This window comes from Clostridium aestuarii (assembly GCF_026735135.1).
GTDB lineage: Bacteria > Bacillota > Clostridia > Clostridiales > Clostridiaceae > Clostridium_H > Clostridium_H aestuarii.
Window position 1 is genome coordinate 1 of the sequence record NZ_JAPQER010000005.1, and the last position, 12975, is coordinate 12975.

Sequence of the window (12975 nt, forward strand, 5' to 3'; positions counted from 1 at the left end):
GGTACTGCATTGGAGACGATGTGGAAGAGTAGGTCGCTGCCAGGTAATTTGATTCACTAGCTCAGTCGGTAGAGCACTTGACTTTTAATCAAGTTGTCCGGGGTTCGATTCCCCGGTGGATCACCAATTAATTTTATGGGCGCATAGCTCAGCTGGGAGAGCACCTGCCTTACAAGCAGGGGGTCACAGGTTCGAGCCCTGTTGTGCCCACCATAAAATGTGGCCTAGTGGCTCAGTTGGTTAGAGTACCGGCCTGTCACGCCGGGGGTCGAGGGTTCGAGTCCCTTCTAGGTCGCCAATAATATAATACGGAGGAGTTCCCGAGTGGCCAAAGGGGGCAGACTGTAAATCTGTTGCGTTTCGCTTCGATGGTTCGAATCCATCTTCCTCCACCATTAAAACAGTCTTATATAAGGCTGTTTTTTTTATACAGAAATTTTAAATTAGAAATAAAACTGTGGCTTATGAAAAAACTTAAAAAGTATGTAAATATAAATGTTTAAATCTTAGACTGGTTAATTGGCTAGTCTAAGTTCTTTTGTATTTTAAAATATAAATGTTCACTATCAAGGTCAAATTAAGACAAACGATAAATAGGATAAGTTTATAGTAAATTTAAAGGTGATGAGAATAAACATGAAAGTTAACTACGGAGAAAAAGAGATAGAATTTCAAGTTAAGTATAAAAAACGTAAAACTTTAAAGATTTCTATAAAACCAAATCTTGCAGTGGAGGTTTCAGCTCCTTTAAGAACTAAAGATGAGGTGATTAAAGAAATCATACTAAAAAGAGCTACGTGGATATTAAAACAAAAGGAGCATTTTGAGAAAATTTTACCTGGATTCACTCCAAGATATTATGAAAGTGGAGAAAGTCATATGTATTTAGGTAGACAGTATATGCTCAAGGTAATAGCTGCTAAGAAAAATCATGTAGAGTTAAAAGAAAGATATATTTATATATATACAATTCATAAACATAACAGAGAGTACAATGAAAAATTGCTTTACAAGTGGTATAGAAATCAGGCTGAAAAGAAATTTGGAGAATTATTTGAAGAGTGTTTTGAAAAATTAAGAAAATATGGAATAAAAAAACCTACGTGGTCTATAAGAAAAATGAAAGCTAGATGGGGAAGTTATCATCCTAAAAAAAATCATGTGCTTTTGAATTTAGAACTTATAAGAGCGTCTAGTTATTGCATTGAACATGTTATTGTGCATGAACTTTGTCATGTGAAACATCCAAATCACAGTAAGCAATTTTATGGGCTTATGGATTTAGTTATGCCCGATTGGCAAGGAAGAAAAGAAAAGTTGGAGAGTACTGTTATATAATGGGGGCTGGTGCATATTTTTGTTCAAAATATAGGGACAGCTATTTTTGCAGTTATAGTATCATTGATTGTATAATTTTTCTAAATGTTAAAAAAGTTAATATTGCTATATAATATATGAAATAAATTACTAAAATATTGGAGGAATATATATGGAAACAATTGAAATCTTTCAAAATGATTATTTAGATGAATGTACTAATTTATTAGTATCAGTTTTTAATAGTGAGCCTTGGAATGAGAAGTGGAGTTTTGAAACTGCTCGTAAAAGATTAGAAGAAACATGTAAAAGCCCTAACTTTAAGGGGATAGTTTATAAAAAAGATGATAAGATTGTAAGTGTCATTATGGGTAATTGTGAACAGTGGTATGAAGGTTTTCACTATTACATGAAGGATTTTTTTGTGGATTCAGCTATTCAAAAAAAAGGCATTGGAAGCAAGATGCTAAAATATTTAGAAGAAGAATTAAAAGCAGTAGATGTGAATTTTATTCATTTTTGGACACTTAAAGGAGGAAGAATAGAAAATTTTTATAAAAATAATGGTTATAAATTATCTAGCACAATGACATTGATGATGAAGGATTTAGATAATATATAGAATGGAGAATGAATATTAAAAAGTAAAATTAAATGGTATATTAAAGAAAAATATAGTCTGAATGGACTGTTATAGATATATTACATATGAAATGTGGGGGAGATTAATTTGAACTGGTTTAAAATAGGCAATATTATACTAATTAGTATGCTGATAATTAATGGTTTGTTTTTACATTGGGATTCTATATTAGGAGATGTTGTTTTTGGAATAATCTTAATAATTAATGGAGTTATTCTTAACGAAAAACATTTGGAGAGTAAACAAAAAAGTAAAATAAAGAATATAAACAGGTATGTTGCTGCAAATAAAAATTTTTTTATTGGTGCAGGAATACTTATTATAATTCTAAAGATTCCAAAGTTAAGTATATTTCAAGATAAATTTGGTTATTTGGGTTTAAATGGATTTTACATAATTTGTATGATGGCGTTTGTTGGTATGATTATATTTTATATAAAGACAAAGTAGTTTGGAGTGGTAGAAGGGTGTGATGATTTATATATAACATATTACAAAATTATTTTTAACTATATTTTAATTATCAATTAAAGTTTTATATAAGGACCAAATTTTTGGCCCTTAATTTTTAAATAAATAATTCTGGTTCTCTTCTAGAAGCAAAATCAATTTCTAATTCGTGTTTATGTTTTAAATAATTTGCATCATCATAATACTTTGCATGAGTAGGACATTTTTTAATGCAAGCACCACATTTAATACAAATTCCATTTAATTTAGATACGTCATTAGAATCAATAGAACCCATAGGACAGACATCTACACAAAGTTTGCAATCAATACAATTGCTATTTGTTTTTGGAATGACTTTTCTAATATCTGCAGGAGCCCCATTTTTATTTTTGGGCATATAATATTTTCTATAAGGTTTATTTCCTTTTACAACTATATCTTCAATTTGATCTTGAGTTTTTATTTTTGTATATATCTGATTACCAAAATCACTTACTATAGTCATATCTTTTTCATCAGGTCTGTTTTGAGCAAGAGTTTTAGAAAATGAGTGTTCTCCTATAAATGCACCTCCTGCCATAACTTTAAAATCATTTAATTCAAGAATATCTTTCAATTCTATTAAAGCATCATCATAATTTCTGTTTCCATAAACAACTACAGGAATTGCCAATGTTCCATTACCTTTAATAGAAGTTAAATATTTTAGTAATATATTAGGAACTCTTCCTGCGTAGACTGGAACGCCTACAATGACAATATCTTCTTTTGTAAAAGATACAGGAGTTTTTCTAGCTTCTGGTAACGTAAAATCAATATTATGTATAGGTGTTTCATTGTCATTATTCTTTGAAATTTGTTGTGATATTCCAAAGACTATTTTTTTTGTTGTACCTGTTGCACTAAAGTATATTGCATTAATTTTTTTATCCATAATAAGCCTCCTATGATACATTTTTATATATTATTAATCCAAATATCATTATTGTGGTGAATAGTAACTTTTGTTATATTACTTCTAGAATCATTATAGTATAAATTGGTAGATACTAAAAGTAATATATAAATAGATATTTTAATGAAGATTAACAATAGATTGGAGTTATATTTTTAACACTCCTACGTGTTAATGTGTAGAAGTGTTAATTATTATATAGAATGCTTAGTAAATTTTAATATACTCTAATAATTTTATATCCAGCTTTATTTAAGCTGTTGATTATTTGATTAACGTGTTCATCACCATTGGTTTCAACAGTTACTTCTAGTTGAACTTGCATAAATCTATCAAATGTTTTGAACTGGTTGTGATCAAGTTTTATAACATTAGCACTTAAATCAGAGAGTATTTCTGAGATTTTTAATAATTCTCCTGGAGTATCAGGAAGTTCTACTGTGAAGCAGAATAATCTTCCTCTAGAAACAAGTCCTCTATTTATCATAGAAGAAACTGTTACAACATCTATGTTACCACCACTTACAACACAAGCTATTTTTTTATCTTTATCATTTATTTTCTTTAATGCAGCTAGGGATAGTGCTCCAGAAGTTTCAGCAATTAACTTTTCTTTTTCAAGAAGCATTAGAAAAGCCTCCATTATTTCGAAATCTGAAACAGTTATGATTTCATCTACATAATTTTTTATAATTTCAAAAGGTGTATCTCCAGGTCTTTTTACAGCTACTCCTTCGGCTATAGTTTTTACTGTATCAAGATTTACAACAGCATTTTCTTCCAAAGATTTTTTCATTGCTTTAGCACCTTCAGGTTCGACCCCTATGACTTTTATATTTGGATTGATAGATTTTGCAGCAAAAGCAATTCCACTTATAAGTCCGCCTCCGCCGACAGGGGCAAGAATATAATCAATATCTTTTAAATCTTCTAATATTTCTACAGCTATTGTTCCTTGCCCTGCAATAACATCTAAATCATCAAAAGGATGAACAAAAACATAATTATTTTCTTCTTGAAGTTCTTTAGCTTTAGTATATGCTTCATCGTAGAAATCCCCATGTAGAACTACATTTGCACCATAATTTTTAGTGGCTGATACTTTTATAAGTGGAGTAGTTTTAGGCATTACAATTGTTGCTTTAACCCCAAGCTTTTGAGCTGCATAAGCTACTCCTTGAGAGTGGTTTCCAGCAGATGATGCTATAACCCCTCTTTTCTTTTCTTCTTCGGATAACTTAATAATCTTATTATAAGCTCCACGTATTTTAAAAGCCCCAGTTACTTGCAGATTTTCTGGTTTTATATAAACCTTATTTTTAGATTCATTACTGAAAAAAGAACTATAGATAAGCTGAGTTCTTTTAGCTGTTCCTTTGAGGTTGTTTACAGCTGTTTCAATATCTGCAAAGTTTAAAAATGAATTTTTCATAAATGTGCCCCCTTAAAATTGTAATAATATATAAAAAACGCCCTTGAATATTTCAAGGACGAATTAATTCGCGGTACCACCTTAATTGCATTTTTAATTATATAAAAATGCCACTTTTTCAGTTCAATTAAACCTAAGCTTTTTATCGGAGCTAGACGGTGTATCTTACTATTGTTCAGACACACAGCTCGGGAGTGATTCCTATTTTATCCATCAGTATCGACTTTCAACAAATGTCGACTTTCTGTAACTGATTTTGACAAAACAGCTGTCTCCTTCGTTGCTATTTACTATGTATAATTATCATTTGTTTATAGATTTTAACCTGTTTTTATATATTTGTCAATAAATATTTAATTTAATTAAAAAATGATTTTTATAAAATTAAATTGCAATATCGGTATTTAATGCATTTACTACAGAAGATATATTTGATACTATTTTTCGTGCTACATCAGGATTGTTCATAGTGTAAATATGAATACCATCAATTCCATTAGATAATAAATCAATTATTTGATCTGTAGCATAAGCAATACCTGCGTCTTTTAAAGCTTCAGTATTATTTTCGTATTTGTTCATGATTGTAATAAATTTTTTTGGAATAGAAGTTCCACATAGAGAAACTATTCTTTCTATTTGTTTTTTATTTATCACAGGCATAATACCTGCTTGAAGTGGAACGTTTATGTCTAGAGTATCTACTTTAGATTTAAAATCGTAAAAAAATTTGTTATCAAAAAATAATTGAGAAATTAGAAAATCTGTACCAGAATTTACTTTGTTTTTAAGGTTATATAAATCAGATTCTATGCTGTTACATTCAGTATGCCCCTCTGGATAACAAGCTCCACCTATGCAAAAATCCTCTGTTTCTTTTATATGTTTTATTAAATCCACAGCATAATTGAAAGGATTGGAATCTGAAATTTTAAAATCAGGCTCTTCAGGTAAATCTCCTCTAAGAGCAAGGAGATTTTCAATATTATTATTTTTTAACTGCTGTAATATTTTGTTTATTTCATCTTTAGAAGATGTTAAACACGTTAAGTGAGCTAAAGCTTCGATATTATATTTGTTTTTAACAATAGAAGCTATTTCAGTAGTTTTGTTTTTGTTTTTATTTCCACTGGCACCATAAGTAACGCTTATATAATCAGGTTTTAAATAAGCTAAATTATCAATAGTTTTGTATATAGTATTGATTGAAGAGTCTTTTCTAGGTGGAAATATCTCAAAGGAAATTACAGGTTTCTTTTGTTTAAATATATCTTTTATGTTCATAAAAGATAGCCCCCTTTTCTTGTTCTAGTTAATATGGCTCAAATACTTAATTATGCCCCAATTATAATAAGTATTTGAGATTTTACGTAAAGTTCATAGTTTTAATAAAAAAAAGCTACTTTTCGATAAGAAAAGCAGCTTTGAACTCTTAATTTTATATGTTTATATATAAAATTTATGCTAATCTTCTCATCTACCAAAATAAAAAATTCTGCAGGATTTGACACCGTTGTATCATAAAGATACCGGTTGTCGGGTTTCAAAGGGCCAGTCCCTCCACCACTCTTGATAAGAAATTTTTCGTATATGCTATTAAATTTTATTTTAACCTATTTTAATATTTTTATATGCAGATGTCAAGAGGAAATTTGTTCAATATTTTAATATAGAAAAAAAATGTTGAATAATTAAAAGAATATATTTAAAATAAAGTTTAACAAATAGGGGGCGATTATTTGTATATTGATAAAAAAGAGGTTTTAAGATATTTGGGGCATAAAAATCAGATTATTCAAGAACAATTAAATTTATTAATAGATCAGTGCATAGAAGAAGTAAAGCAGTATACAAAACCTAAGTATACATTTGGGGTGTTTGATATTAAGAAAAATGATGAGGGAGTAGAACTTTTAGAAAGTAATTTGATATTTAAGGGGAAAGATATAAAGGAGCATCTTAAAAATTCAGATATGTGTGCTGTTATGGCTGTAACTCTTGGGAGTTTAGTGGACAGCAAAATAAGATACTATGAGAAGTTTAATTTAACAAAAGCTGTTATTTGGGATTCCTGTGCATCAGTATTGATAGAAAAAATATGTGATGAAGCAGAGTGTGAAATAAGAAAAATAGCTAAAAATATAGATTTAGGTATTACTTATAGGTATAGTCCTGGGTATGGAGATTTTCCAATAGATATTCAAGAAAAAATATTAAATACTTTACAAGCACAGAAAAATATAGGTCTTACAGCTACAGAAAATAGTATATTGATACCTAGAAAGTCTGTAACTGCGGTAATTGGATTTCAAGATAAAAGTATTACAAGTGAACATCCAGGCTGCACGGTGTGTAGTAATTATGAAACATGTGAATACAGAAGAGGGGGAGATTATTGTGTTAATTAAGGATATATTAGGGAAAAGAATTATATTTTTTGATGGAGCTATGGGAACAATGCTTCAGAAAAAAGGGCTTAGAGCAGGAGAAATTCCAGAAGTCTATAATATGATTCATCCAGAAATAATAACAGAGATTCATGAAGAATATATAGGTTCAGGAGCAAATGTTGTAACTACAAATACATTTGGAGCTAATGAGTTAAAACTTAAAGAAACTGGATATTCTGTTGAACAAGTTATAAATAATGCTGTGAAAATTGCAAAAAAAGCTAAAGGTGAAAAGTATGTAGCATTAGATATAGGACCTATAGGACAACTTATGGAGCCAATGGGTACGTTAACTTTTGAAAGAGCTTATGAAATATTTAAAAGACAGGTTAAGGCAGGTGCAGAAGCTGGATGTAATCTTATCTTAATAGAAACTATATCTGACATATATGAAGCAAAAGCAGCAGTACTTGCAGTAAAGGAAAACTGTGATTTGCCTGTATTTTGTACGATGACTTTTGGAGAGGATGGAAGAACATTAACAGGTACAGATCCGCTTATTATGACTATGGTACTAGAAGGATTAGGAGTAGATGCTTTAGGTGTTAACTGTTCTCTTGGACCTAAAGAAATGTTACCTACAGTAGAACATATACTAGAATATTCATCTATACCTGTTATGATACAGCCTAATGCTGGGCTTCCAAGAGTAGAAAATGGAAATACTGTTTATGATATAGAGCCTTCAGAATTTGCTTATTACATAAAAGTTTTAGCAGAAAAAGGAGCAGTTGTACTTGGCGGATGTTGTGGTACAACACCAGAGTTTATAAAAGAAGTTAAGAAAGAATTAAAGGGACTTGCGCCTAAAAAGGTAAAGTATAAGGGGATTACAGGAGCTTGTTCTTCATCAAAAACTGTTATATTAGGTAATGGAGTAAAGGTTATAGGTGAGAGAATAAACCCAACAGGAAAGAAGAAGTTTAAAGAAGCTCTAAGAGAAAATAATATAGATTATATATTAACAGAGGCTGTAAATCAAAAAGAAGCTGGAGCAGATATTTTAGATGTTAATGTAGGACTGCCCGAGATAGATGAGAAAAAAGTTATGATAGAAACTGTTAAACAAATTCAATCAATTATTAATCTTCCGCTTCAAATAGATAGTACAAGTGGAGAAGTTATAGAAGCAGCGGTAAGAATTTATAACGGAAAGCCTATTATAAATTCTATAAATGGTAAAGAACAGACTATGAATGAAATATTTCCAATAGTTAAAAAGTATGGAACTTGTGTTGTGGGACTTACTTTAGATGAGAAGGGTATTCCTGCTAAAGCAGAAGATAGAGTTAAAATAGCTGAAAGAATTATAAAAAAAGCTGAAAGCTATGGAATACCAAAGGAAAATATACTTATTGATTGCTTGGTTTTAACTGCCTCAGCTCAGCAAGAAGAGGTTATGGAAACAATAAAAGCTGTAAGAATGGTTAAAGAAAAATTTGGAGTTAAAACACTTCTTGGAGTAAGCAATGTGTCTTTTGGACTTCCGCAGAGAGAAATTTTAAATAAGACATTTTTATCAATGGCACTAGCTCAAGGGCTTGATGCACCAATATTAAATCCTATGGCAGAAGGAATAATGGATACAATATATGCTTTTAGAGTACTTTCTAATGTAGATAAAGATTCACAGGAATTTGTGAAAATATACTCTAATGTTGAAGCGAAAAAGGAAGCTGTTAAAGTAAAAGCAGATAGAGATTTGAAGGAAATAGTAATAAATGGTATGAAGGATGAAGCAGCAATAAAGACAAAGGAATATTTGAATACAATGAGCTCAATGAACGTTGTAAATGAATATTTAATTCCTGCTCTTGATATTGTGGGAGAAAAATATGAGAAAGGAGAATTATTCCTTCCTCAGCTTATACAATCAGCAGAAACTGTAAAAAAAGCATTTAATGTTATAAAAGCAAAGATGACAAAAGAAGGTTCAAATAATATTTCAAAGGGCAAAATTATTTTAGCCACAGTAAAAGGAGATATACATGATATAGGGAAAAATATTGTTAAAATTCTTCTTGAAAATTATGGGTTTGAAGTTGTAGACTTAGGTAAGGATGTTCCTATTGAAAATGTAGTAGAAACAGCAAAAGAGCAAAATATAAAACTTATAGGTCTTAGTGCGCTTATGACTACTACAGTAAAAAGTATGGAGGATACTATAAAAGCACTTAAAGATAACAATATAGATTGTATTACTTTTGTTGGTGGTGCTGTTTTAAATCAAGAATATGCAGATATGATAGGTGCAGACTATTATGCTAAGGATGCTAGAAAATCGGTAGAAATAGCAAGAAAAATTTTTAATGAATAGCAAAAAATATTTAGTAATATTTTCTTATTGACAATAATAACTGATATTGATACAATCGATAATAATAAAAAATAGTAATATGAATTTCTTATCACGAGAGACTGAGGGACTGGCCCTATGACGTCCAGCAACCTGAATAATTATTATTCAAGGTGCTAATTCCAGCAGGTAAATTACCTGAAAGATAAGATACTAGAAGAAATAAAGACTTCTTGTAGCTTGTCTACAAGAAGTCTTTTGTTTAATGATATAATAGGGGGCTAAAAAATGGGGAAAAAATTACGTTTTGAAACAATTCAGTTACATGGAGGATATGAACCAGACTCAAGTACAAAATCAAGAGCGGTTCCTATTTATCAGACAACATCTTATGTATTTGATACACCAGAGGAAGCGGCAGATTTATTTGCACTAAAAAAATCTGGTAATATTTATACACGTATTAACAATCCAACTGTAGATGTCTTTGAAAAAAGAATGGCATTGCTTGAAGGAGGAATAGGAGCTGTAGCAACATCTTCTGGTATGGCTGCTATAACTTATGCTATATTAAACATTACAAAATCGGGAGATGAGGTAGTTGCAGCATCTACCTTATACGGAGGAACATATACGCTGTTTTCAAGTACTTTAAAGGACTATGGAATTAAAGTTAATTTTGTAAATTCAGATGATCCTAAAAGTTTTGAAATTGCAATAAATGAAAAGACAAAAGCAGTTTATATAGAAACTATTGGAAATCCAAGTATTAATATATGTGATATAGAAGAAGTAGCAAAAATAGCACATAAAAATAATATACCGCTAATAGTAGATAATACTTTTGCCACTCCATATTTATGCAGACCTTTTGAGTTTGGGGCAGATATTGTTGTATATTCTGCTACAAAATATATAGGTGGTAATGGTACCGCAATTGGTGGAATAGTTATAGATTCAGGTAAATTCAACTGGAACAATGGTAAGTTTCCTCATCTTGTAGAACCAGATAAAAGCTATCATGGACTTTCTTATTATGATGCATTTAAGGATGCTGCGTATATTGCAAGACTAAGAGTTGTGCTTTTAAGAGACATAGGAGCATGCATTTCGCCTTTTAATGCATTTCTTATTTTAAGTGGAATTGAAACTTTATCTCTTAGAATGGAAAAACATGTAGAAAATGCAAAGAAAATTGCTAAATATTTAAGTCAACATTCAAAGGTTGAATGGGTAAACTATCCTGGAATTGAAGATAATAAATATAATGTTTTATGCGAAAAATATTTACCTAAGGGAGCTAGTGCTGTATTTACTTTTGGAATAAAAGGTGGATATGAAAATGCCAAACAATTTATAAAATCTTTACAGGTGTTTTCGCATTTAGCCAATATAGGAGATGTTAAGTCGCTTGTAATACATCCAGCATCTACAACACATCAGCAGCTTAGTAAAGAGGAGCAAAAACAAGCAGGAGTTACTTCAGAATTAATAAGAGTTTCAATAGGAATTGAAAATCCAGATGATTTAATCGATGATATTTCAAATGCATTAAATAAAATATAAAAGTAAGGTAAAAATTAATAAAAGAATATATGTTGAATTAGAAGAATAGTTTAAGATTTCATTGTAAAGCTATTTAAATTAAGTATATAGATTTACAATGAAATGCTTTGCTAAAATTATAAATTTTATCCTAGTTTTTTATTTCAAGTTGGTACTTGTTTTAATTTTATTAATATGTTGGAGTGGTTTTTTATCATATTTTTCTAAAATGAACATAAAAAGTGTAAAAATTATCATAACAAGTCCTACTATTTTCCAGCCAAATGCAGTAGACGAACTTTTTAATACAAAGCCCATAATTAATGGACCTATAGTATGTCCAAAGCCCATAATTAATGGAAGTATAGCGTTCATTCTTCCTCGGTGAGAGGCTGGTGTATTATTTATAATAAAAGGGGTAGAACTTATTACTATTGTTATTTCACCAATAGTAAATATAAATACTGAACAGAAGAAGGCTAATTTCGTATTTGCAAAACCAAGCATCCCAAAACCTACTGCATAAAAAATACCACCATAAAATATCCTTCTTATGTTTTTTACCTTTGATAAAAATAGTGTAATGGCAGGTGTCATTGTAATTACTATAATCCCATTAAAGCTTGCTAATTTACCATAAAGCTTTGCACCCTCATTTACAAAACTTTGTTCAACATACATTGGATACATAAAACTCCACTGAGAATAAACAAAACTATATCCAAACATTATTAATGAAAACCAAATTAATATAGGTCTTGATAATAAAACTTTAAATATAGAGCCTTCCACTCTTTTTTCTAAATTTCTATCATCTCCAATATTTTCATGAGTTTTATGTAGTGTTTCTTTAATAAAAAGAAATATTAATATTGTTGCTATAAGAGCTGTAATAGCATCTCCTATAAATAAAAGTTTCAAATGATTTTCAAACAATAATCCGCCTAATATAGGACCTATTGAAAATCCTAAGTTAAACCCCATATATGAAAGAGAATATGCTCCATCTCTATTTTTAGGAGTAGTTAAGTCGGCTATAATAGCTGAATGAGCAGGATCTGACATTCCCATAAAAATACTAGCAAGCATTATAAAAGGTATCATTTTTGTAGATGTTCCCACTAGCGCAGCAGTTATATAACTTAAAGCTGCTAATGTATCCAAAGTTACAATAACTTTTTTTCTTCCAAAAGTATCAGTTAATTTTCCACCTATAATACTGCTTGGTAAAAATAAACTTCCGCATATTGTTACAAATATCCCTGCTTGAGCATTTGACATTCCAAGTTTTTTTGTGAAAATTAAAGTTAAAAGAGGAAAAATAAAGGCACCAGCAGCATTAATAATTCTTGCTATAAATAAAATATATATTTCCTTTGGTAATCCTTTATAGGGATTTAATAATTTTTCAATTTTTTCAATTAATTTCTTCATAAGTTTTTTTCCTTTCATGTTCCTGTGTGAAATTCAATATGGATATTTTTAATAAATAAAAAAAGCCCCACTATACCTTATATAAAAAATAAGTATAATTTGGCTTTTTGTATATAATCCTTATAAGCTTGAGAGTGAGAAATTACTTCTGATAAGCAAATCTCATCAAATCTCAAAAACTACTTAACATAGACATATAAGTTTAGTATACTAAAAAGCCGCAGATAAACTACCTGCGGCATAATATGTCTAATTATAGAAATATCCTTTAAAAATTTTCACACAGGTCGTTTATACATAATTTTTTTTGATGGTATCGAGTATTTATTACCATGGTTAATGCTAGTTCTGTATTTGATATCATATAAACAACCTCCTTTTTAAAATTTATTTTTTAATATTAGCATTTTTAGAAATAGATGTCAAGACTTTTAAAAATAATTTATATAG

At 29.7% G+C, this 12975-nt stretch carries 10 protein-coding genes, 4 tRNA genes, 2 riboswitches and 1 other annotated feature; of the genes, 10 read left to right on the plus strand and 4 right to left on the minus strand.

Annotation, left to right across the window (positions count from 1 at the left end):
* Nucleotides 1-50: 50 nt before the first annotated feature.
* The 7 genes from OW763_RS11795 to OW763_RS11825 all read left to right on the plus strand — a co-directional run bounded on the left by OW763_RS11795 (nucleotide 51) and on the right by OW763_RS11825 (nucleotide 2410).
* Nucleotides 51-126, plus strand: a tRNA-Lys gene (locus tag OW763_RS11795).
* A gap of 11 nt (nucleotides 127-137) precedes the next feature.
* Nucleotides 138-213, plus strand: a tRNA-Val gene (locus OW763_RS11800).
* Between the two features lie 8 nt (nucleotides 214-221).
* Nucleotides 222-298: transfer RNA gene (locus OW763_RS11805), tRNA-Asp, on the plus strand.
* Between the two features lie 12 nt (nucleotides 299-310).
* Nucleotides 311-395, plus strand: a tRNA-Tyr gene (locus OW763_RS11810).
* A gap of 241 nt (nucleotides 396-636) precedes the next feature.
* A complete protein-coding gene (locus OW763_RS11815; protein ID WP_268041351.1) occupies nucleotides 637-1338 on the plus strand; it encodes a M48 family metallopeptidase in 702 nt (233 codons plus the stop codon).
* A gap of 151 nt (nucleotides 1339-1489) precedes the next feature.
* Entirely contained in the window at nucleotides 1490-1939 is a 450-nt protein-coding gene (locus tag OW763_RS11820) for a GNAT family N-acetyltransferase (protein ID WP_268041352.1), read from the plus strand.
* Nucleotides 1940-2047: 108 nt separating this feature from the next.
* A complete protein-coding gene (locus OW763_RS11825; RefSeq protein ID WP_268041353.1) occupies nucleotides 2048-2410 on the plus strand; it encodes a hypothetical protein in 363 nt (120 codons plus the stop codon).
* Nucleotides 2411-2528: 118 nt separating this feature from the next.
* Here OW763_RS11825 and OW763_RS11830 read toward each other — a convergent pair whose 3' ends face one another.
* From OW763_RS11830 to metF, 3 genes are all read right to left on the minus strand, one after another.
* Complete coding sequence (locus tag OW763_RS11830) at nucleotides 2529-3347, minus strand: EFR1 family ferrodoxin (RefSeq protein ID WP_268041354.1); 819 nt, start codon at nucleotides 3345-3347, stop codon at nucleotides 2529-2531.
* A 238-nt stretch (nucleotides 3348-3585) separates the two neighbouring features.
* On the minus strand, nucleotides 3586-4800 hold the full coding sequence (gene ilvA / locus OW763_RS11835; protein ID WP_268041355.1) for a threonine ammonia-lyase: 1215 nt from the start codon (nucleotides 4798-4800) through the stop codon (nucleotides 3586-3588).
* A gap of 51 nt (nucleotides 4801-4851) precedes the next feature.
* Nucleotides 4852-5090 (minus strand) — a binding site (T-box leader).
* 94 nt (nucleotides 5091-5184) lie between these two features.
* Complete coding sequence (gene metF / locus OW763_RS11840; protein ID WP_268041356.1) at nucleotides 5185-6084, minus strand: methylenetetrahydrofolate reductase [NAD(P)H]; 900 nt, start codon at nucleotides 6082-6084, stop codon at nucleotides 5185-5187.
* A 186-nt stretch (nucleotides 6085-6270) separates the two neighbouring features.
* Nucleotides 6271-6379: riboswitch (SAM riboswitch) on the minus strand.
* Between the two features lie 160 nt (nucleotides 6380-6539).
* Between metF and OW763_RS11845 the strand changes: the two genes are divergently transcribed.
* From OW763_RS11845 to OW763_RS11855, 3 genes are all read left to right on the plus strand, one after another.
* The gene (locus tag OW763_RS11845; protein WP_268041357.1) at nucleotides 6540-7208 is read left to right on the plus strand and encodes a vitamin B12 dependent-methionine synthase activation domain-containing protein; all 669 of its coding nucleotides are present in this window, start codon (nucleotides 6540-6542) and stop codon (nucleotides 7206-7208) included.
* Nucleotides 7198-9567: a homocysteine S-methyltransferase family protein gene (locus tag OW763_RS11850; protein WP_268041358.1), complete on the plus strand. Its 2370-nt coding sequence runs from the start codon at nucleotides 7198-7200 to the stop codon at nucleotides 9565-9567. The genes OW763_RS11845 and OW763_RS11850 overlap by 11 nt, the downstream gene beginning before the upstream one ends.
* Nucleotides 9568-9652: 85 nt before the next feature.
* A riboswitch (SAM riboswitch) is annotated at nucleotides 9653-9758 on the plus strand.
* A 76-nt stretch (nucleotides 9759-9834) separates the two neighbouring features.
* On the plus strand, nucleotides 9835-11112 hold the full coding sequence (locus OW763_RS11855; RefSeq protein WP_268041359.1) for an O-acetylhomoserine aminocarboxypropyltransferase/cysteine synthase family protein: 1278 nt from the start codon (nucleotides 9835-9837) through the stop codon (nucleotides 11110-11112).
* Nucleotides 11113-11250: 138 nt separating this feature from the next.
* On the opposite strand, the gene OW763_RS11860 is transcribed toward OW763_RS11855, so the two are convergent.
* Complete coding sequence (locus OW763_RS11860; RefSeq protein ID WP_268041360.1) at nucleotides 11251-12525, minus strand: MDR family MFS transporter; 1275 nt, start codon at nucleotides 12523-12525, stop codon at nucleotides 11251-11253.
* Between the last annotated feature and the right edge of the window lie 450 nt (nucleotides 12526-12975).

Bases quoted from the DNA above. Each gene is read 5' to 3' on its own strand.
- OW763_RS11815 (WP_268041351.1), top strand. From the start codon at position 637: ATGAAAGTTAACTACGGAGAAAAAGAGATAGAATTTCAAGTTAAGTAT.
- OW763_RS11820 (WP_268041352.1), top strand. From the start codon at position 1,490: ATGGAAACAATTGAAATCTTTCAAAATGATTATTTAGATGAATGTACT.
- OW763_RS11830 (WP_268041354.1), bottom strand. From the start codon at position 3,347: ATGGATAAAAAAATTAATGCAATATACTTTAGTGCAACAGGTACAACA.
- ilvA (WP_268041355.1), bottom strand. From the start codon at position 4,800: ATGAAAAATTCATTTTTAAACTTTGCAGATATTGAAACAGCTGTAAAC.
- metF (WP_268041356.1), bottom strand. From the start codon at position 6,084: ATGAACATAAAAGATATATTTAAACAAAAGAAACCTGTAATTTCCTTT.
- OW763_RS11855 (WP_268041359.1), top strand. From the start codon at position 9,835: ATGGGGAAAAAATTACGTTTTGAAACAATTCAGTTACATGGAGGATAT.
- OW763_RS11860 (WP_268041360.1), bottom strand. From the start codon at position 12,525: ATGAAGAAATTAATTGAAAAAATTGAAAAATTATTAAATCCCTATAAA.